Source organism: Planctopirus sp. SH287 (assembly GCF_056500625.1).
On record NZ_CM151403.1, the window covers coordinates 1,214,027 to 1,234,406 of the forward strand.

15 protein-coding genes are annotated in these 20,380 nt (G+C 52.6%); 8 read left to right on the plus strand and 7 right to left on the minus strand.

Going from position 1 to position 20,380, the window contains the following annotated elements:
• The first annotated feature begins 209 nt into the window (after positions 1 to 209).
• The 3 genes from fbaA (at position 210) to SH287x_RS04375 (ending at position 3,982) form a co-directional block, all read left to right on the plus strand.
• Positions 210 to 1,235 carry a class II fructose-bisphosphate aldolase gene (gene fbaA, locus SH287x_RS04365; RefSeq protein WP_479517213.1) on the plus strand — a complete coding sequence of 342 codons (1,026 nt, stop codon included), beginning with the start codon at positions 210 to 212 and terminating at the stop codon, positions 1,233 to 1,235.
• 306 nt (positions 1,236 to 1,541) lie between these two features.
• Entirely contained in the window at positions 1,542 to 2,822 is a 1,281-nt protein-coding gene (locus SH287x_RS04370) for an ATP-grasp domain-containing protein (RefSeq protein WP_479517214.1), read from the plus strand.
• 305 nt (positions 2,823 to 3,127) lie between these two features.
• Positions 3,128 to 3,982 (plus strand): Swt1 family HEPN domain-containing protein, encoded by an 855-nt coding sequence (locus SH287x_RS04375; protein WP_479517215.1) that lies wholly within the window; start codon positions 3,128 to 3,130, stop codon positions 3,980 to 3,982.
• A gap of 70 nt (positions 3,983 to 4,052) precedes the next feature.
• Here SH287x_RS04375 and aroH read toward each other — a convergent pair whose 3' ends face one another.
• Positions 4,053 to 4,424, minus strand: a complete 372-nt coding sequence (aroH, locus tag SH287x_RS04380; RefSeq protein ID WP_479517216.1) for a chorismate mutase — start codon at positions 4,422 to 4,424, stop codon at positions 4,053 to 4,055.
• A 372-nt stretch (positions 4,425 to 4,796) separates the two neighbouring features.
• On the opposite strand from aroH, the gene SH287x_RS04385 reads away from it, so the two are divergent.
• The 4 genes from SH287x_RS04385 (at position 4,797) to SH287x_RS04400 (ending at position 10,992) form a co-directional block, all read left to right on the plus strand.
• Positions 4,797 to 5,306, plus strand: a complete 510-nt coding sequence (locus SH287x_RS04385; protein ID WP_479517217.1) for an ArsR/SmtB family transcription factor — start codon at positions 4,797 to 4,799, stop codon at positions 5,304 to 5,306.
• Positions 5,303 to 7,552: an ATP-binding cassette domain-containing protein gene (locus SH287x_RS04390; RefSeq protein WP_479517218.1), complete on the plus strand. Its 2,250-nt coding sequence runs from the start codon at positions 5,303 to 5,305 to the stop codon at positions 7,550 to 7,552. The genes SH287x_RS04385 and SH287x_RS04390 overlap by 4 nt, the downstream gene beginning before the upstream one ends.
• Before the next feature lie 156 nt (positions 7,553 to 7,708).
• Positions 7,709 to 9,157, plus strand: a complete 1,449-nt coding sequence (locus SH287x_RS04395) for an HlyD family secretion protein (RefSeq protein WP_479517219.1) — start codon at positions 7,709 to 7,711, stop codon at positions 9,155 to 9,157.
• Positions 9,158 to 9,177: 20 nt separating this feature from the next.
• Positions 9,178 to 10,992 carry a TolC family protein gene (locus SH287x_RS04400; protein ID WP_479517220.1) on the plus strand — a complete coding sequence of 605 codons (1,815 nt, stop codon included), beginning with the start codon at positions 9,178 to 9,180 and terminating at the stop codon, positions 10,990 to 10,992.
• Between the two features lie 40 nt (positions 10,993 to 11,032).
• On the opposite strand, the gene SH287x_RS04405 is transcribed toward SH287x_RS04400, so the two are convergent.
• Complete coding sequence (locus tag SH287x_RS04405; protein WP_479517221.1) at positions 11,033 to 12,100, minus strand: TlpA family protein disulfide reductase; 1,068 nt, start codon at positions 12,098 to 12,100, stop codon at positions 11,033 to 11,035.
• 426 nt (positions 12,101 to 12,526) lie between these two features.
• On the opposite strand from SH287x_RS04405, the gene SH287x_RS04410 reads away from it, so the two are divergent.
• A complete protein-coding gene (locus tag SH287x_RS04410; protein WP_479517222.1) occupies positions 12,527 to 12,994 on the plus strand; it encodes a RidA family protein in 468 nt (155 codons plus the stop codon).
• 185 nt (positions 12,995 to 13,179) lie between these two features.
• Here SH287x_RS04410 and SH287x_RS04415 read toward each other — a convergent pair whose 3' ends face one another.
• The 5 genes from SH287x_RS04415 to SH287x_RS04435 form a co-directional block, all read right to left on the minus strand.
• Positions 13,180 to 14,709 (minus strand): hypothetical protein, encoded by a 1,530-nt coding sequence (locus SH287x_RS04415; protein WP_479517223.1) that lies wholly within the window; start codon positions 14,707 to 14,709, stop codon positions 13,180 to 13,182.
• 248 nt (positions 14,710 to 14,957) lie between these two features.
• Positions 14,958 to 16,358, minus strand: coding sequence for a sigma-54-dependent transcriptional regulator (locus SH287x_RS04420; RefSeq protein ID WP_479517224.1), 1,401 nt, complete (start codon positions 16,356 to 16,358; stop codon positions 14,958 to 14,960).
• A 273-nt stretch (positions 16,359 to 16,631) separates the two neighbouring features.
• Positions 16,632 to 17,570, minus strand: coding sequence for a type II secretion system F family protein (locus SH287x_RS04425; protein ID WP_479518661.1), 939 nt, complete (start codon positions 17,568 to 17,570; stop codon positions 16,632 to 16,634).
• Between the two features lie 111 nt (positions 17,571 to 17,681).
• Positions 17,682 to 18,647, minus strand: coding sequence for a type II secretion system F family protein (locus SH287x_RS04430; protein WP_479517225.1), 966 nt, complete (start codon positions 18,645 to 18,647; stop codon positions 17,682 to 17,684).
• Between the two features lie 139 nt (positions 18,648 to 18,786).
• Positions 18,787 to 20,115: a TadA family conjugal transfer-associated ATPase gene (locus tag SH287x_RS04435; protein WP_479517226.1), complete on the minus strand. Its 1,329-nt coding sequence runs from the start codon at positions 20,113 to 20,115 to the stop codon at positions 18,787 to 18,789.
• Between the last annotated feature and the right edge of the window lie 265 nt (positions 20,116 to 20,380).

The following is a 20,380-nucleotide window of genomic DNA, read 5'->3' on the forward strand; positions in this document are numbered from 1 at the left end:
ATCGTCACACTGTGGAGAGACGGGGCTATTGGAAAGGTCATCTTTCTGACCCCTTCACCTCACAAAAAGTGTAGGGAGGTTTACTCTCTCACCGTTTTCATAGCCCGAGGAAAAATCGATTGGAATGTCCGTGAGAAGTCTCAATCTAAACAGACTTCTAACGAAGGATCCTCTGGCCATTTCCCCTAGCCATTCACTGGAATTTTGACATGCCTATTGCCACACCCGCCCAATACGCTCAAATGCTTGATGCCGCACAAAAGGGTGGTTACGCCTACCCCGCTGTCAACGTCTCCTCAATCGTGACCATCAACGCGGCCCTGAAGGCTTTCTCCGACAAGAAGTCTGATGGCATCATTCAGGTCTCCACGGGCGGTGGCCAATTTGCCTCAGGCCAGAACGTCAAAGACATGGCATTTGGAGCCATTGTTCTGGCAGAAGCCACCCATCGCCTGGCTGAAAAGCATAACGTGCTGGTCGCCCTGCACACCGACCACTGCCAGCCCGGCAAGGTGGATTCCTTCATGAAACCACTGATTGCAGAGACGGCTCGTCGTCGTAAAGCCGGCTTGGGCAACCTCTTCCAGTCTCACATGCTGGATGCTTCGGAATTGCCACTGGCCGAAAACATGGCTCTTTCTAAAGAACTGCTCAAACTCTGTGCCGAAAACGAGATTATCCTCGAAGTCGAAGCCGGCGTTGTCGGCGGTGAAGAAGACGGTGTCGACCATTCCGATCACCCCGCTGAAAAGCTTTACACCACTCCTGAAGACATGGTCGCTGTTCATGAAGCGCTGAGCGGAATTGGCCGCTTCCTCTTTGCAGCCACCTTCGGCAACGTGCATGGCAGCTACAAGCCCGGCGCCGTCAAACTGCGTCCCGATATTCTGAAAATGGGCCAGGAAGCCGTCATGAAGAAGTACGGCGAAAAAGCCGAGTTTGACCTCGTCTTCCACGGTGGTTCAGGCACACCACTTGAAGAAATCCGCGAAACTCTGGGCTACGGCGTTGTCAAAATGAACATCGACACCGACACCCAATACGCTTTCACCCGCCCTGTCGCCGACCACATGTTCAAACACTACTCAGGCGTTCTGAAAATCGATGGCGAGATCGGCGACAAGAAGCAATATGACCCACGCGCTTACTTGAAAGCAGCCGAAATCGGCATGGCCGCCCGCTTGGGAACTGCCTGCGACGACCTCCTCAGCACCGGCAAAACCCTCCTCGGCTAACCCCTTGCGGGGCTTGTGGCGGCGTATGTGGGTCAGTCGTCCATCCACGAATGGGTCTGACGCCGCTAGTGTGTCGGATATTATCAGGTCGTGCTCCCCTCGCGGGGGTTTGACTGGCTTCAGGATTGATCAACAGGGCTGTTTCTCTCAAAAGAGGGGCAGCCCTGTTTCTATTTGATGGTGCTCAGGCTGAGGCATGATTGCCGCAGCCAGGGGCGGCTTGCCTCTGGCCTTCAGTAAGAGTGGCAACCTTCTGTAAAAACATCGAAGCCGAGCTGATGTGCTCAAAAGAATGTGGTGAAACGCATGCTGTTGATCGCTGGAGGAAGTGTCCGTGCTGCCACGGCTTCGGCAACGCGGGGAGGGCTGCAGGTCATCGCCACTGATGATTACGGCGATCTCGATCTCCAGGAATTGTGTGAATGGCATCCCGTCCGTGAATTAATTTTGCGGCTTCAGACAGAAGACAAGGAAGGCCTGCCATTTCATGCCTGGCTATACACCGGCCCTTGGGAAAATTGGCCGGAGAGGGCCGAATTGCTGGCCAACTTGTGCCTGGATCTCCCGCTGCTGGCAGTGGGGCCGCAAATACTAGAGCTTTTGCGAGATCCCCATTGGCTCCAACAGATGGTGCATCAGTCAGGTGGTGCACCACTCTGTGTGATGACAGTGCCTTGTCCTCGTCTTTTCAGGACTTCTGAAGATACGGCACGACCAACATCCCTCAAGCGACAATGGCTGGAGAAACCCTTGAAGTCCGGGGGAGGGGTGGGGGTCATCAGGTTTCCAGCCTCCTCTGATGAAACAGAAGCCGAACTGATAGGGCGCCTTTCCGCAGGGAAATATCTTCAGGAATGGGTGGAGGGCATCTCACTCAATGCGATTTTTCTGATGAGCGAAAACCGTGTGGAATTGATGGGTTGGACGAAAGGACTGTCCGGGACACCCTTTGGAGAATTTGGGTATCGCGGATCCTGGGGCCCGATTCAACCACCACTTTACGTTGTCAGCCTTGCTCAGAAGATTGCCGAAAACTTGGCCCGCACATCCGGCTATCGAGGGCTGATGGGAATTGACGGAATTCTCCAGGGAGAAATCTGGCGTCCCATTGAAATCAACCCGCGATACACCGCCAGTTGCGAGATTCTTGAGCTGACAGCGGGATCTCCGCCATCATTGATCCGCAAGCATCTTGAAGCGAGAGGAGAACGGCTTGATGGTCTTCTGCAAGGTACGGTGCAGAGTGAATCCGTCGAAATCGTCAATCTTCCAGAGGTTATTTCACCTCAACCCCATCAGACTCCGAGAGATGCCCAGCCGCGCTTTGGCATGAAATGGATTGCTTACGCCGAAAAAGCGTTCACGTCGCCTGACCTGAGATCGGCATGGAAGCATGTTTCAGGACAAGATGCAGATCAAAGCCTTCTGCGGATCGCGGATATTCCCCATCCCGGAAGCCATATTGAAGCGGGACACCCGATCTGTACGGTCTTTGGGTGGGGGAATTCACTGGATGCAGCCCGTAACGATTGCCGGGACGTTCTGGAGCATCTCAAACAGATCTTCCCTGAAATTCCTTTCTGTTAAGTCGCCCGACCACCGCTCCCAGGCACATGACCTCCCTTGTTTCACCTCTCATTCGTTACCACTGATAAAGCTGTCAAGACCGCGATATCCGTTGAGTTCTCTCCAGAATCCCTGATCGATGCAGCAAAATCTTCAAGACCAGGCACAAAGTTGTTCGCAAGCCACAACAATGGGAGTTGTTCAACAGTTTCCTCTCTTAAGTCTGAACAAGACTGTGACAATTTGCGATAAGACAGCAACGGATGCTTTCTTCAGAGATTCATGCTTTGTGGTTTGACTGACATCACCTTCAAAAAGCCAGCGAGATGCCCACGCCTCAGGATCGTATTACACGTGCTCTGGATATCCTTGTTGAAGAATGGTCACCATACATTCGGCAGGAGATGCGGCGTGTCCACGGCCCTCGGGCCAACGATTTGATTCTGCAGCAGGTTCGTGGTGATCGGAACATGGCCTCCGCACGAATCGATGATCCTCTCACGGATCCGCATGTGCTTCTGAGCCTGGTCTGGGATCAATGGAATCACTGCTTCCGGCAGCAGATGGGGATTTTTGAGCGAAGTCTTGTCAGTGAGTTGAGGGAATATCGAAATCGTCTGGCCCATCAGACGTTTCTCAATGAGGATGACGCTTTTCGTGTTCTGGATAGTGTGCATCGCCTGCTGATCGCGACTGGTCACACAGGGCAACTCGCTGAAATTGAATCCGAGAAATTCGATGCCCTCCGGCAACAGTTCGGGCACCGCGTCAACCGCGAGCTTTCCCGAATTCGCTTCAATCGCCGCCGTCTTCTGGATGTGACACTTTATTCACTCTGTTGCTGTGCTTTACTGGTCACGGTGGTCGCGTTCTTCTGGGAGAAGCACGCCATTGCGACGATTCTGCTGGCGGGATTTGTGGTCTTCACGTTTGCGTATTTTATCCATCAGCGAATGACGGCTGTCGTGCCGGTCTTTGGCCTGCATGAATGCCCGAATTGCCGCAGGGTGATCTATACGGAAACCTGCCCCTACTGTGAAAAGCACTCATTTCCTGTCGTGACAAACTCAGCTTTCAACAAAGAGCAGAGGCTCGCTGATGCCGAATTTGCTCAGGAAACGCTCGACATGATTGAGCACCCTCAGGATTCACCAGAGTCCTTTTCACGACTCCCACGCTAATGGCATCTACACTGGTGAGCGAAGGTCAAGCCGCATATCGCTTGTCCATGCCACGATCTGAAGGTGCGCCCTACTGAGCACTTTGGATATCGGGGCGTAGCTTTTTGGCTTCTCTCAGATAAACGTGCACCACTTCACTGGGGCGCTTTTCCGTATTTACGTGTAGCAGCACACGAATACAACGTGGGAGTGCGTGAGGAACGGCAATCTCGGAAGCACAGAGCAGGGGAACCTGCCGCATTCCCAAAGCCCGAGCCGCTTCGGCGGGAAATGTCGACGTCAGGTCGGGCGTTGTCGTAAAGATGGCCGAGACGATGTCATCGAAATCAGTGATGGAATTCTGCTGGATCAACTCATGCAACAGTTCGCGAGTTGCCGCCAGGAGCAATTCGGGTTGATCGACATCCACACAAGTGGCTCCGCGAATTCCTCTCACCGCCATTTCTGAGTTCCCTCGGTTGCACGAAAATCTTGCTGGATTAATGAGATCCGCAGCCCAATCTCTGTATCAATATCTATTGATTTGTCTCAAATGAATCATCGTTCACTCTGAATTTCTGCCCCCAGCTTAGCGAATGAATGACCGCCCTCCCAGCGACCTCAAGGAAAGGGCATCGTTTCACAAATGGTGTTCAATCGGCAAAAGATGCGAGAATATCGGCGTGAATGGTGGACAAGTGACACCTGTTCTTCTTGTGGAAAACTAATTTCTTACATTATTGTCATCTTTCTCCGCCAAATGGCCGTATCACGCATCAATGAGATCCGGAAAAAACAGATTCAAACATCTTCAAATATTCAGAGGTGTTACCCAATGCCATCTCCGAACGTGGCTGCCCGAGAGCTTGCCGATCTGCTGGGCGTCTTGTCGCATCCATGCCGTATTAAGATCATTGAAGAATTGCGGGAAGACGAGCGAAATGTGAATTCATTGCAAGAAGTGCTGGGAATCAGCCACTCGGGTGTCTCGCAACATTTGGCGCTACTGAAAACCCGGCATCTGCTGAAAGAGCGGCGCGCAGGCCGGCATGTTTTTTATCGTCTTGCAGATACCGCGATTGCAGAATGGTTGAGACGAGGAGTCGCTGTACTCGATAGTATGACATCAGGCCGGACAGATCAGATCAGGATCTCGACCGCGATTGATCAACACCAGGGACAAATTGAGTCCACTGTTAAGTCCACAGTTGAGTCCCAAGTTAGATCCACAGAGATCACGGCAGCCTTACCGGGTGAGCCGCCAAGTCAGAACGAAACTTTCAGCGAAGGTGAAAATCCCCTGTCTTTGCTTGAAGGAGATGAGACGGAGACGCATGGCCGATGAGCACACAGCTACAAGATCATTTGGAGACCGGCAGGCGTTCGGGAGGGCAAAAATCCGAACTGATCGCGGCACTTGTTGAATTTGGCCGACTTACCGAGAATCCCTGGGAGCCTCTGGCGATTCAGAGAGAGCTTGAATCGGTGATTCAATGCTGGAAAGGAACCCTGGAGGAAAAATGGTGGAAATGGAGCCTTGAGGTTTCCCGTTCCCATGGGCTGGCAGTGCGGCTGATGGATCTGACCGCTTCTGATGTTGACGCGATTGTCCGTCAGGGGGGAGTCGTCATGGCAAAGGCGGCCACAACCGGTGAACCTCATTCACTGAAGGATCAGGTCGATCGTCCCAGTGAAATGGGCGGCTGGGGAATTGATCCACCAATTCTGGTTGTGTCTGGCCGAGGAAAGCCCACGGCGCAGCGATTCACGAAAACAGAATCAGGAACGAGTCTGCGCTGGCTGGAACTGGTGAGGCAGGCACCGGCCGCTTCTTTTCGATGCGTGGTCTATGAACCGAACATCGATGGTTTAGGGGCTGGCCACGATACTCACCAGCCACCCTGGCAACGATTATTTCGGATGATTGCGCCGGATCGCCATGAGATCTGGACGATCTTTCTGATGGCCTGCGCTGCCGGTCTGCTCTCTGTTTCTGCTCCGATGGCTGCACAACAACTGGTGCGAGCGGTGACCTTTGGTGGCGTTTATCAGCCAATCATTGTGTTAAGTGTGATTCTGCTGGGGCTTCTGAGCCTGGGTGGTGCGTTTCAGATTCTGAAAATTTACATCGCGGAAGTGATTCAAAGACGGCTCTTCACGCGAATTACCGCTGACCTCTCCTGGCGGCTTCCGCGTGTGACCGAAGAAGAGTGGAAGCACCACGATGGACAGGAACTGGTGAATCGGTTTCTGGAAATCGTGACTGTGCAAAAAGTTGTCAGCAGCTTGCTGGTCGATGGACTGGCGATCATTCTGGCAACGATTGTCGGGATGACGCTGATGGCGTTTTATCACCCTTTCCTGCTGGGCTATGACCTGATTTTGATCGCGCTGCTCACGTTGATCATTCTCACGATGGGGCGAGGCGGGATTCGGACATCGATCGATGAATCGATCCATAAATACTCCACGCTGGCCTGGTTTGAAGAACTGGTGCGAGTCCCCAGCCTGTTTCAGACACCGGATGGTGCGGCATTAGCATGGCAGCGAAGCGATGCGCTTTGCACTAAATATCTCCTGGCCCGGCAGCAGCACTTTACAATCGTGCTCAGGCAATATGTGGCTTTAGCCGTGTTGCAGGCTGTGGCGGCCACAGGGCTGCTTGGCCTGGGGGGATATCTGGTTTTGCAGGATCAGCTGACATTGGGTCAACTGGTGGCCGCTGAATTGATTGTGGCCACGATTGTTGGTTCATTTTCAAAGTTAGGAAAGCATCTGGAAGAGTGGTTCGATCTGATGGCTTCGGTCGACAAACTGGGACACCTTTTTGATCTTCCTGTGAATCAGTATCGCGGTGTTCTGCTTCCGGATCGCTCCGAGCCGATGGCAATCGAGATGCGTAATACTGCCTGGGGCTATGATTTGCGTCCTCCCAGCAGTCCCTGGGTTTCTCCGAACCTGACATGTAGTGTTCCCCCCGGGTCGTCGTTGGCCATTCTCGATAGTCGGCCTGAGCATCGCGCCGAGATTCTTTCGGCACTGGCAGGAGACCCGGTCAAATTGCGAGGAATCATTGAACTTGATGGCCACCCGTTGCTGGATCTGCGCCGCGATCTGATTCGTTCACAAGTTGCGCTGGTTCGTGAAGCCAGCATTCTGACGGCCTCAATTTCTACAAACGTGCATATGCACCGGCCTGGGGTGAGTGACCAGATGGTGGCTCGCCGACTGGATGATGTGGCGTTGATTGAGCGGATTGAAACCTTGCAGGGAGGAATTCATACGGAATTGACCTCCAAAGGTTTCCCGCTCTCGATCACCGAGCAGATGCAGTTGGTGCTTGCCAGAGCCATGGCCGGCCAACCCCGGCTTTTGCTGGTCGATGGGTGGTTAGATGGAGTTCCTGAGGGGCTTCGTCAGAGATTGCTGGGGGTGATGTTTGCTCCTGATCGGACATGGACAACCGTCATTTCAACTTCCCGACCAGACATTGCGGCCCTTTGCGATCAAGTGGTTGCCTTGGATGACCGGGATTATCGAGTTCTTTCGACCGTGCCCTATCAGGCATTGCCGAAAGCTTCAGGGAATTAAACGACTCACGAAAATGACCGAAAGGGGCCTTGTGCCGCGTCACGGCTTTGTCATCGCGTTTATGTCACAGCAACGTCCTCCGTTGTCGGACTTAACAACAGGCAAGACCCGGATTTTCCACTTTGACAAAGCACTCGTTCTCTCTGGAGTTTCAATATGACAGGACATTCTCATAGCTCGACAGCCAAAGGCCATGGCCAGAGTTCGTTCGCACTGACCACCACTGAAACCCGACAGTCGCTGGCGCATTGGGATATTGGTGAAACCTGGCAAGCTCGTCATTTCCCGGCGCTGCGTCTGGCACAGCCAGTGAGAACCATTCGCTGGGTCTCCACGGCGCTTCTTTGGGCGCTCCCCACGAGCATCATCATCATGATGTGGGCACCCTGGCAGCAGTCGGTGACAGGGTCGGGGCGAGTCGTGACTTATGACCCGAACCACCGACTTCAAGAAGTGGATGCCCCCATTGCCGGCCGCATTACCAATATCCGTGCGGATTTGGTTGAAGGTTCGATTGTCAAGAAGGGGGAAGCCCTGATGGACATCGAAGTGATTGATCCCGCGCTGATCTTTCGACTGGAAGAACAACTCTCAGCAACGCTTCGCAAGCTGGAAACAGAAAAGACGATTGTCGTCGCTTACGAACAACAGGTAGAAGCCTTCAAAGCGGTCCGTGACCAGACGGAACTGGCACAGGATGAATTCATCAAAATGGCGAGACAGAAACTTCTTGCAGAACAGCAGAGCTATAAAGCTGCTGAGGCTGCTGTTGAACAGGCGGAGAAGGATCGCACACGACGGATTCAGCTTTTTGAACAGAAGGTCGAGTCGCGCTACGAAGTGGAAATTGCCGAGCGGAAAGCCCAGGAAGAAGCGGCAAAACTGGCTCAGGCTGAGGCCTATGTTGAAGCGGCCAAGAGCGAGCTATCGGCCAAGCAGGCAGAACGCATTTATAAAATTCGTGAGGCTGTTACTAAAATTGACTCGGCTCGGGCCGTTTATCAGAAGGCGCTGGGAGACATCGCCAATACCGAGAAAGAGATCGCCGATATCAAGGCGAAACAGAAGGTTCAGGTGCAGTCGGTGACGGCCCCGATCGATGGTTATATCCTAAGGTTGATGAACTTTCAGGGGGGGAAGATTGTCTCTGCCGGACAGCCACTGCTGGAGTTAGTTCCATTAACGGCAGACCGGGCTGTGGAGATCAAGGTTGATGGGAACGACGCCCCATTAGCTGCCTCGCTAAACAAGGAAGGGAAGCACCGCAAGGTTCGATTACAGTTTGAAGGATGGCCTGCCGTTCAATTTTCCGGGTGGCCTTCTGTGGCGGTCGGAACGTTTGGTGGGATTGTAACGGTTGTTGATTCAATGGATGACGGAATGGGGAAGTTCCGAGTACTGGTACTGCCCGATCCTGACGAATTAAGACCATGGCCAACCGCACAAGTCTTGCGACAAGGCATCCGGGCAAGAGCCTGGATTCTTCTGGATCAGGTGACAATCGGACAAGAACTCTGGAGACAACTCAACGGATTTCCTCCAGCAATTCAAATTGAAGAGTTAAAATCTTCCTACGACGAAAAATTACTCCGAGGGAAAAAATGACATTGCCCGGACAAGCATGGATGCTTGTTGGTTGTCTGATGATCGCGGGATGTGCTGCATCCCGGCCCGTTGTCGTTACGGCTTCCCCAGCATCAAAAAACGCTGCAGGACTTAAGCAGGGGGAGGATCAGAGTGCCTCATCCCGGGAATCGTCTCGTTCGGGATTGGGGCCACTTCGTACCAGCCTCGCCCACGATGACTCTGCTGAGCCTGATCAGGATTCAAGAAATCGTGAGCGTGACACGGATGATTTTAACGAAGATCCCGTCATAACGGCTGAGCTGGAGTCCGAAGAAGGATTATCAACAGAAGCCACCGTTCAAGTGGCTGCCAGGATGCCGCTTGATGAGCTGATGGAAGGCAAAATCACTCGTCAAAAAATCGAAGGTGAAAACCCGCTGGTGAAAGATGGCGTGCCTCCCAGCCCGGATGGTCGCTTTATAATTCCCGAGCCAAGCCCAGAGAATGATCTCAGCTCACTTCGTTTGAATCAGGTGGTGGATGCGGTCTATTTGTCATTCCCCATGCTGCGCAGCGCACTGTACGGGAGGAATATCGCCAATGGCGCCAATCTGGCTGCTCAGGGGGCATTTGACCTGAGGCTTAATGCCGATATGAACAATCAGCCTCTGGGTTACTATCAAACCTATCGAAATGGGTTTGATATCCAGCAGCCGGTGCTTCAAAACGGCGGAGAAGTCATTGCCGGGTATCGGACAGGCCGAGGTTACTTTGAACCGTGGTATGGCGGACGGCAGACCAACGATGCCGGTGAGTTCAAACTTGGTCTGGCAATTCCACTGCTCCAGAATCGTGCGATAGACAAGCGGCGTGCTGAACTCTGGCTGACACAGGTTGGTCAATCTCGTGTCGAACCGGAAATCAAGTCTCAGCTCCTCTCGTTCATTCGTGAAAGCTCTGTTGCTTACTGGAATTGGGTTGCTGCGGGCAGGGGGCTTTTTGTCGCTCAACAGCTTCAGGCTCTTGCGATTGACCGTGACCGACAGATCCGTGCTACTGTGGAACAGGGCGATCGACCAGAATCCGATGTGATTGATAACCAGCGGTTGATCGTGGCGCGACAGGTGAAGCTGATTGATGCAGAACAAAAGCTGCAAAGTGCGGCTGTCAAGCTTTCTCTCTATATGCGGGATCCTTCAGGAAATCCGTTTATCCCACCCAACAACATGCTTCCCGCCCGCTTCCCGGAAGCCATGCTGGTCACGCCGGAAGTTCTGGAGGCTGATATCGCCTTTGCGACATCCCGTCGCCCTGAATTGCTGGCGCTTGATTACGATCGCCAACAGCTGAATATCGAGCTATGTAAAGCCCAGAACGAATTACTACCGACGCTTGATGCCCATGTCCTGGGAACAAAAGATGTCGGTGCTCCCTCGAATTCCTACAACGATAAGGGGCCATTCCAGGGGGAAGCCGGATTGATGTTTACGGTGCCAGTCCAGCGTCGCAATGCCAATGGTAAGATCATGATGATGGAGGGGAAACTGGCCCAGAACCTTGCCAAACGCCAATATACAACTGACAAGATTTCCATCGAGGTGCGAACGGCGGTCATTGCTCTTGAAAATGCTTATCGGGCCATCGGTCAGGCCAGTGAAGCTGTCCGACTGAATGATGAAATGCAGCGTTTTGAAACGATCAAATTGAATGAAGGGGCCAGTGATCTGCTCCGCTTGAATCTGCGCGAGCAGGCGACCTTCGATGCGCGGGTTGCGGAAATTGAATCGCTACTAGGCTATTTCGTTGCGGAAGCCGACTATAAGGCGGCCACTGCTGCAGAAATACCGGATGAAATCCTGATACCCACTCCGTAGTCGTCAACTGAATGCTGTTCTTCTAAACCCGTTTTCGCGTTTAGAATGTTCCTGACTTGATTGTGGGAGTGGCGCCATCTGCGGCTCCACCGGCAGCTGGAACATCCAGTCCCGCCCCTTTCAGCAGCGATTCAGCATAGGCTGAAAGTTCTGTTCCAGGGAAATCATTCACGATTTTCCCCAGTTGGTCAGCCAGTTTTTCTTTCGCCTGCGGACGGGCATTTGCCAGTTGGCGTTCAATCATCATGATCTGCTTGGAAGCCGTGACTCCCGCTTTGACCTGAGCATCACGAGATAAGTCTTTTTTCAATTTCATCGCGGCATCACTTAACGGATAGCCTTTGAAATGCTCACCCACTTTTTGCAGGATCTCGTGGGCTTTGTATTTATTGCCCGCACCAGCGGCTTCCACTGCAGCGCTTTCGAGTTCCTGCTTTTCGCTATCAATCACAGCTTGCATCTTTTCCGCGGCCGACTTCATGTCGGGGCGTGGTGAGACGGCGGCTTTCTTGAGAGTAAGGGCGACACCCGCATAGGATCCGTACTCAAACTGCTGCCAGAGCGGTAACAATTCCGGGGGAACCTCCATCCGCTCCACTTTCCATGTTGCTCCGTTGGCCAGACCTTTGATGGCCATGTCGTATTCATCATATGGCAAGGTTTCAATTTTTCCGGCTGCGGTGACCCCTCGAATCTGGCGGATGTTTTGCAGGGAAATCTCACCGACACTGCTGTCGGAAAACTTGGCTTCAAACGAGCGATCCATATCGACAATGACGGGCCAGGTAATCTTCAACTCTCTGACGTATCGTTCGATTTCTGGACGCTGAGTTCCCGAGTTGACAGCGATAAAGACGACAGGAAGTCGTTCATTGGCCTTGGCAGATCGCAGGATATCAGGCCAGGCCGCACGACATTTCGGACAAGTTTCCTCGAAAAAGACAAAGTAGACGGCTTTGCCGCGTAATTGCTCATAAGTCAGTGGCGCCGAGTTGATCCATTGAGCCGGGTTCCTGGGTAGTGGTGGTAACTCGTCGGCCTCTTGGGCCATCACTGTCGTGAGCCAGGGAAAGATCACTGCGAATACAACGGCACCGAACCGATTCATGCAGGTCATTTCCTATTCACTCCTGAATTATGAAAAGTGGCAAAACGTCTGCCGTTTAATCAATGGCTGGTGAACACGCGATGCTCGAGTCGGCTTCACAAAGAGTGTGTTGGCACTCCCTTTCATGACCCACTGGTTGATGGCTTGTCACCGATCAATCGCATCAACCAATAATTATCATTCCCTAATCAACGATTGATCGCAATGAGAAACTGTGCCAGGCCTTGGAACTGTGCCTTAATAAATGTCATCCTTGTTGCGACCACAGTCCTGACAAGTTGCTGAACTCGTGCAGGCTCTTTAGCCTGCTTCGCAGATCTTTGCTGACCCTGTCAAAACCGAATTGATTCTTTGTGGGTTCCTGTTGTCGTACAGATAACAGCGAATTCAAAAAGGGACACACCCGGATTCTCAAGGAACGAAAACATGTCTACGCCCTCTCTTCGCTTAAAAGAACTGGGTATTGAATTGCCCTCTCCCCCTGGCGCGGTTGCGTCATATGTCCCTGTGGTGAAAACTGGCCACCTCGTGGTCACCAGCGGTCAGTTACCCATGCTCAACGGGGTCTTGACACATACGGGGAAAGTGGGGGCGGATCTTACTGAGCAGGAGGCTGCACTGGCAGCCAGACAATGTGCTTTGAATGCCCTGGCCCATCTGCAGCATGAATTGGGAACACTGGATGTGATCCGCCGGATCGTCAAGCTGGATGGCTTTGTTCAGTCGGCTCCCGGATTCAGTCGGCAACCGGTGGTGATCAACGGGGCCTCTGATCTGATGATTGAGATTTTTGGTCTCGCGGGTCGGCATTCTCGCGTCGCTGTCGGGGTCAATGAATTACCATTGAATGCGGCGGTTGAGGTCGCCATGTGGGTGGAAGTTGCAGCGTCATAAACTGGCTTTAACCATGAAATGTGGCGTGGGGGGCAATTTTGCTTGCCAGTCAGGACTTTGACATCGCGAATTCGCACCACATGCCTGATGCCTAACGAAATCACCCCTCTGGCAAAAAAGCCAGAGGGGTGATTCATGGTTCATCGAGATCTGCACTGCTGCGTGGAGGTCGCGGGGAGAGAGAATTAGTAATTCCACTCCACACCGAAACTCCAGCTTTGTGCCCAGAAGGTACTTCGTGAGTCACCCACGGTGGTTTGAAGTGGGGCACCACGCCAGACAATGTTTTCTTCAGGACGGTAAACTTCACCAATCAATGTGAAGGTATAACCTGCCTGGAACTGAGCTTTTTCAAAGAAAGCCAGTCGTTTGATCAGAGGGACATAACTGAGCAGGGGAGCACGAAGGAGAACTGACTGTTCCAGCATGGGCGAGACCACGGTGGTTGTTGATGAGTCATTGAAAAACTGATCAACAATATCTGGCCCTGGTGGCAGGTTGTCAGAGCCTGTCTGGTTGAAGATGTTCTTATACTGGATTGATCGTTTGGAATGATTGGCAAGAAGACCGAACTTGGTATGCGAGATGATTTTGAAACGTTCTTTCCCAAGATCCACCCGGAAACCAATTTCCGGGCCGGCAAACTGTGATTGAACGATTGAACGAAGAGTTGAATCCAACAGTTGAATGTCTGCGATATTATCGGGGGCAATTTCAGCCGCTGGTATTGGACGTCCGAAATTATCGACCATCAGGTCGACTTCTGAGACGGTATAATTGTCGCCGCTATCGATCCCGTGGAACCCGAATGTTTCCCGCAAACCGAAATAGCGAATGCCATAAGTTGGACGGATTTTGAATGCGTCGCCCTCTTTCCAGGGATTCAGCATCCCTCCTGCGTTGGCGCCCCACAGTTGTGACGAATGGCTGAGTTCAAACAACAGGTCGTACTTTTGTACGCCGCCATTGTTGAGGTTGTTCATATCAGTGTCGCCATCAAACAGGGGTAGCGATCCCACGATTTGAAGGCGATCATCCTGCGGAATGGAGTAAACGGGTGGGGTCGTGACTGGCACGGGCCTCGGCGTGGCGACCTTACTATCTACGGTAATTCCCTGATCGAGGAAAAATCCCGAAAGAGTCCAACCGCTGTCATCGACATTTTCACCTTCCAACGTCAATCGCAAACCGCCCGCAGTCGACTCCGTGGGCATGGAGGCTGTGGAAAACGGCGTGACATTTCTGAGAGCCGTGTTGGTTCCAGTGCCTGTTCCTGTCCCAGTCCCAGTCCCTGAGTTCGGGGGACGGTACATTGGTATGATGCCTGGCGATCCCACGAGGCTGTTACCGGAATTTTTATAGATTCCGTACAGGCCCTCGACCGAGAAAGAGGCCTCAGGTGGCCCCCATTTCGAATTATCGAACCAGAAGCCGTTTTCCTGCTTGATCTGCTGGAAAGGCGGCCCCTCAAATGGGGAAATTCCTGGCCAGGGATTGGCGCCTTGCGGAAATGAGGGGGGAGCCATACCAGGGCCGTATGCTCCTGGCGCATAACCCCCTGATGTCGGGCCATAGCCCGCAGGAGGATAGTACCCGCTGAGGTCGGGATTCATGGCGGCATCCTGCCCCAGTGTTACTGAGCCAGAAGCCATCAGTAATCCGCCGAGCAGATACTTGAAGCCGTGAAGGTGTTTGAACCAGTGCCGTGTCTGCATCAGATCGTCCCTGACGATACACCGTGATGTGTAAGCGAGGCAACCACCCTGGTGCCGGCTTAACAACGGCGAAAGCCGCCGAAGATGAGCCATCGCGCTGGATGGGCCTGACGGTAGTATCGGTTCGGGAATCTGGCTGACTGTATCGATTGTGCCGCGAGTAACGGGAAAAGCGGTCGTAACATCTTTGCAGCTGGCTGCTGCACGAGGATTTGGCAGTATCTGCCAGAAATCCCCGACATCACGCTTCAGGACATCATGAGATGTCTCTCAAAGCTGATGCCGTACTTTTTCATCTTCTTATAGAGGGTGGTTCGGTTGATCCCCAGCGCCTCAGCCGTTAATTGCCGGTTCCAGCCATGTGACTCCAGAGCGTCGACAATCAATTGCTTCTCGGGATTTGCCAGAGCTGATTTTAAAGAGGAACCATTGGAAGCAATTGTCGCCGTTCCCGGAATGACCATTTCTTCCCGACGCATATTGTCCGGGAGGTCGTTAATGCCGATGACCGAGCCTTTACAGAGAACGACCGCCCGTTCCACCACATTCACCAGTTCACGAACATTCCCGGGCCAACGGTAGCGGTTCATGGCCTGAAGCGCCTGCTCGCTGAAACCGGTCACTTTCTTGCCGGTTTGTGCGACGAACTCTTTCAAATAGTGTTCGGCCAGCAGTGGAATATCGCTCAGTCGCTCACGTAATGAGGGTTGCGTTAATGTCACCACGTTAATGCGGTAGTACAAATCCTGCCGAAACTCGCCCTTGGCGACCGCTTCTTCCAGATCCACATTCGTGGCCAGAATCAAGCGGACATCCACTTTATGGGTTTTGTTTCCGCCAACGGGTTCAAACTCCCGGTCTTGCAGAACACGTAAGAGCTTGACCTGCAGGCTCGGCGAAGCGGTGGCAATTTCATCCAGAAACAATGTCCCGCCATTCGCCTGGAGAAACTTGCCCGCGCGATCATGGCTGGCACCGGTAAAAGCTCCCGCCACGTGACCGAAGAGTTCGCTTTCCAACAAACTGTCGGGAAGGGCACCACAGGCCACTTCGACAAACGGCTTGTCTCGCCGAATGCTTAATTGATGAATGGCTCGGGCGGTCAGCGTTTTTCCTGTACCGCTTTCGCCCAGAACAAGCACGGTTGTCCGCGTGTCGGCAACGCTCTCGATGATGTCGAACATTTTGAGCATCCGATAGTCATGCCCAACGATGTTCTCGAGACCAAATCGGTCGTTCAATTGTTTCTTGAGTTGTCGGTTCTCGGCAACGATTTCCCGTTTCCCCAAGGCTCGCTGGATTGAGAAATTGAGCTCTTCATCAATGACGGGCTTGGTGAGGTAGTCAAACGCCCCCAGACGGATGGCATCGACGGCACTTTCGATCGTGCCATAACCTGTGAGGAGGATGATCTCTGTATCTGGTACCGCTTTGGTTGCCCATTCCAGAACCGCAAATCCATCTTCGTCAGGCAGATTGACATCACAGATCACGATGTCAAAACGAAACTCTTTCATCCGGGACATGGCGTCGCGGGCCGTGAAAGAGGTTTCTGTGCGATGTCCCAGACTGCGCAGATAATCCGCCATGGACTCGGCCAGTTGACGGTCATCATCCACAACAAGCAGAGAGCCTTGATTCATCGACATACAATTCTCCGGCACTCATCACACAGAGTACGTACAGATTCCAACACCAGGTTTCAGTTCAGACGTCATTCCTTCCTCATGAAGGGATGGCCAGAACGGAAACCAAAACTTAACGAGCCTGTGAAAGCCTGGAGTTTGTCGAGGGTAAGCAAACCTAGGTTACAGGTTGTGTCGCGTCAACAAGTTCCCGATTGCAGCGTCGCAAAATTGAAACTTGTGGATTTTTTTCAGAGCAGGTCGCACGATCAGCAGAGCCGTTTGGCCTGAGAACGGTCATGGTTTATTGAGTAGCTGATCCATCATCTTGATGGCTGCGGGGCCGACCAGAACCACGAAGATTCCCGGGAAGATGAAGATCACCATGGGGAACAACATTTGAACGGCCGTTTTCTGGGCCTTTTCTTCGGCGATTTGCCGCCGTTTAACTCGCATGGAATCGGACTGCACACGGAGAGCCTGAGCGACTGAAGAACCAAACTTATCGGCCTGAATCATGATGGCAACCAGTGCCTTCACGTCATCAACACCAGTCCGCACGCCAAGATCATGTAACATATCCCGGCGGTTGCGGCCCATCTGCAATTGCAAGTTGCACATGGCGAGTTCGGAACAGATTTCTGGCGCGGTATCTTTCAATTCTTCAGAAACACGCCGCAGTCCCGCATCCAGACCAAGGCCTGCTTCGACACAAACCACCAGCAGATCGAGGACATCGGGAAGCTGTAGAAAGATGGCCTGTTTGCGTTTGCTGATTAAATACATGAGCACGAGTTCGGGTAAATAGAAACCAGCGCCCGCCGAGACAATTAATGTCGTCAGGCCGGACTGAGTGGTGCCATATTTTATAAGACCCGTTCCTCCCCCAATGACCAGTCCAAGCAACAGACAGACGGTTTTTACTGCCAAATAGACCGTGGGTGCACTGGGATTGTGGAATCCGGCATTGGCGAGACGGATCTTCAGCTGACTTTGTTCGAGTTCTGACTTAGGCTCGAGAGCTTTCGAGAGGGCAGGAGCCGCCTTTTCAATCAGATTGGCCATCCCTTGCTTCTGATTTTTTTGCTGCTCACGGAGTAACGGATTGTTGAATTCGTCCAACCGCTGGCTGGCTCGACTTTCCTGCTGGCTAAATATCTGAAGGGCCGCGAAGACCGCCAGCGTAATGCAGGCGAAGATCGCAATCGGCATGATGGTGGCAAGATCAAGACTCATCATTGGGACAATCCCATAAATCCCTGGAATGCCAGGCGGAGCTTTTCAAAACAAAAACAGGTATGCAGAAACTTATTTATCAAGCCTTGGCGTTACGCTTTGATAAAGGCGTTACACTTTGATATCGATGATTTTCTTGATCGTGACAGCGCCCAGGATCTGCATGACAATCCCGACAGCGATCATCTTTCGGCCCAGTTCTGTGGTGAAGAGCACCATGACATAGCCGGGATTGAGGTAGTAAACGGCAAAGAAGATGGCGATCGGCATGGCCATCAGCACGGCACCACTCAAGCGACCTTCGCCTGTCAGAGCTTGAACCGTTCCCAGAATTTTGAATCGTTCACGGATCACTTCGCTGATTTTGTCGAGGATTTCTGCCAGATCCCCACCGGTTTGCCGTTGAATTGCCACGGCTGTGACAAAGAATTTGTAATCCAGGTTGGGCATCTTTTTGAGAGAATCCTTCAGTGCCTGTTCTACGGGAACACCGAGATTCTGAGTTTCATAGGCCGCCCGGAAAACTTGAGAAATCGGTGCCGGCATTTCATCGCAGACCAGATGTAATCCTGAAGCCAGACTGTGTCCTGAACGGAGCGCACGCCCCATCAGTTCCATGGCATCGGGGAGTTGTTTCGCAAACTTTTTGAATCGCTGCTTGCGACGAAATGACAACCAGAATAAGGGAAAAGTCATGGTCATCAGACCAAACAGGGGCAGCAGAGGCGTGGGAGCATTCCCGACCATTCCCAGCACGACACCCACGGCGCCGCATCCGGCACTGATCAATAAAAACGTTTGCAAATTGATGGGAGAATCGGCCTGCTCAAAGAAGAGACTAATCCCTTTAAATCTTTCAAGAATGCCTTCTAACATCCCGCCGATTGTCTGAGAGCTTAATTTGACGAGATCATCTTTAGTGATGCGTGTCTGTTCTTCACTGGATTTCAAACCCGCGAGAACATCGAGTCGATCCTCAGCCCGGTTCGATCCTGCACCCATAAATAGCGAGGCAATAGCCCCGACCAGCGCGGTGACTCCCACAAAGACGACTATGGAAATGATGAGTGGACTCATCGATCAATCCCTTCGCGAGCCATGAGAAAGGCCAGAGCCTCTCGAACACGTAAAACTAAAAATCTAAGGTCTTTGCCTGGGAACTGGAGGATGGCGTCTACTGAATGTCGCCTGAATTCCTCATTGCAAATCGGGTGATTTAGCGACCACCCAGTGATCGTTGCTGGAAAATGTTGGCTGGCAATCGAATCCCGGCCTGCTCAAGCCGCGACATGAATGCCGGGCGAACGCCGGTCGATTCAAAGCGTCCAAATGCCCGTCCGTTTTCATCAATGCCATCTTGCACGAACACAAAAATGTCCTGCATAACGACTGTGTCCTGTTCCATGTTCAAGACTTCAGTGATGTGCGTGATCTTTCGAGGGCCACCTTGCAGGCGGTTCGTTTGAATAATGAGATCAACGGCGGCAGCGAATTGTTGCCTTAAAGCCCGAAGCGGAAGTTCGATACCACCCATGGCGATCATGGTTTCCAAACGGGAAACCGCATCGCGGGGGGTGTTGGCGTGGATCGTGGTTAATGACCCTTCGTGGCCAGTATTCATCGCCTGGAGCATGTCGAGCGCTTCCGGGCCACGGCATTCCCCAATGATGACGCGGTCAGGTCGCATACGTAGGGCGTTTTTCACGAGATCAGTCGCTGTCACACGCCCTTTGCCTTCGATATTGGCAGGGCGGGTTTCCAGACGAAGCACGTGTTCCTGCTGCAGCTGGATTTCCGCGGCGTCTTCAATCGTAATCACCCGCTGATCGTTGGGAATGAAGCTGGACAGTGTATTCAGCAGTGTCGTTTTTCCGGAACCAGTCCCACCGCTGATGATGCAGTTGAGCCGGGCCTTCATGGCTCCTTCGAGCAGCATCACCATCTCGGGGGTAAAAGCCCCAAACCGTAAAAGGTCTTCTAATGCGAGCGGCTTCGAGCCAAATCGACGAATGGTGATTGATGGGCCATCGAGAGCCAAGGGAGGAATCACCGCATTGAGACGGGAACCGTCAGGCAAACGGGCATCGACCATGGGGCACGTTTCATCAACACGGCGGCCCACGCGGGAAACGATTCGATCAAGGATCTGCAGCAGGTGATCGTTATCGCGAAAGGTGACTTCGGACTTCAGAATCCGGCCCCCTTTTTCAATGAAGACGTTCTTTGGCCCGTTGATCATGATGTCGGCCACACCCTGTTCCTTGAGCAGGATTTCCAGAGGGCCGAAGCCGAATGTTTCGTCAAGCACTTCTTCAATCAAACGTTCGCGTTCGGAACGATTGAGAAGCGGATTTTCAGTATCGCAAAGATGTTCAACCACCAGGCGAATTTCCCGGCGGAGAGTGTCTCCTTCCAGATCACCCAGGCGGGACAGGTCGAGTTTTTCCACGAGCTTGCCGTGGATGAGGCGTTTGAGTGCTTCAAAATCCTGTTCGGAGGAGATGCCGTTGCGTGAGCGTGCGGGGTTGAATGTGGCAGGAGGCATGAGACTTGATCACTCCGAAATCGGGAGAGGAGTTCCCTAATGATGGACTTGTCCGACCATCGGTTATGGGAAACTTAGCTCAGGAATTCCGGGTGTGACGATCTGTTGGCAAAAAACATCAACTGCTGCCAGCCATCGACAAAGCCTCATTTGAACACTTCAAGCAAAAAAAGGTTGAGAGACGGGATATTGTCTCTCAACCTTTTTTGTCAAGCTGTGGGGGATGTTCAGAAGAATGGGTTCTGAGTCATCAGTACAATCGCTC

Bases quoted from the DNA above. Each gene is read 5' to 3' on its own strand.
- fbaA (WP_479517213.1), top strand. From the start codon at position 210: ATGCCTATTGCCACACCCGCCCAATACGCTCAAATGCTTGATGCCGCA.
- SH287x_RS04370 (WP_479517214.1), top strand. From the start codon at position 1,542: ATGCTGTTGATCGCTGGAGGAAGTGTCCGTGCTGCCACGGCTTCGGCA.
- SH287x_RS04375 (WP_479517215.1), top strand. From the start codon at position 3,128: ATGCCCACGCCTCAGGATCGTATTACACGTGCTCTGGATATCCTTGTT.
- aroH (WP_479517216.1), bottom strand. From the start codon at position 4,424: ATGGCGGTGAGAGGAATTCGCGGAGCCACTTGTGTGGATGTCGATCAA.
- SH287x_RS04385 (WP_479517217.1), top strand. From the start codon at position 4,797: ATGCCATCTCCGAACGTGGCTGCCCGAGAGCTTGCCGATCTGCTGGGC.
- SH287x_RS04390 (WP_479517218.1), top strand. From the start codon at position 5,303: ATGAGCACACAGCTACAAGATCATTTGGAGACCGGCAGGCGTTCGGGA.
- SH287x_RS04395 (WP_479517219.1), top strand. From the start codon at position 7,709: ATGACAGGACATTCTCATAGCTCGACAGCCAAAGGCCATGGCCAGAGT.
- SH287x_RS04400 (WP_479517220.1), top strand. From the start codon at position 9,178: ATGCTTGTTGGTTGTCTGATGATCGCGGGATGTGCTGCATCCCGGCCC.
- SH287x_RS04405 (WP_479517221.1), bottom strand. From the start codon at position 12,100: ATGAATCGGTTCGGTGCCGTTGTATTCGCAGTGATCTTTCCCTGGCTC.
- SH287x_RS04410 (WP_479517222.1), top strand. From the start codon at position 12,527: ATGTCTACGCCCTCTCTTCGCTTAAAAGAACTGGGTATTGAATTGCCC.
- SH287x_RS04415 (WP_479517223.1), bottom strand. From the start codon at position 14,709: ATGCAGACACGGCACTGGTTCAAACACCTTCACGGCTTCAAGTATCTG.
- SH287x_RS04420 (WP_479517224.1), bottom strand. From the start codon at position 16,358: ATGTCGATGAATCAAGGCTCTCTGCTTGTTGTGGATGATGACCGTCAA.
- SH287x_RS04425 (WP_479518661.1), bottom strand. From the start codon at position 17,570: ATGAGTCTTGATCTTGCCACCATCATGCCGATTGCGATCTTCGCCTGC.
- SH287x_RS04430 (WP_479517225.1), bottom strand. From the start codon at position 18,647: ATGAGTCCACTCATCATTTCCATAGTCGTCTTTGTGGGAGTCACCGCG.
- SH287x_RS04435 (WP_479517226.1), bottom strand. From the start codon at position 20,115: ATGCCTCCTGCCACATTCAACCCCGCACGCTCACGCAACGGCATCTCC.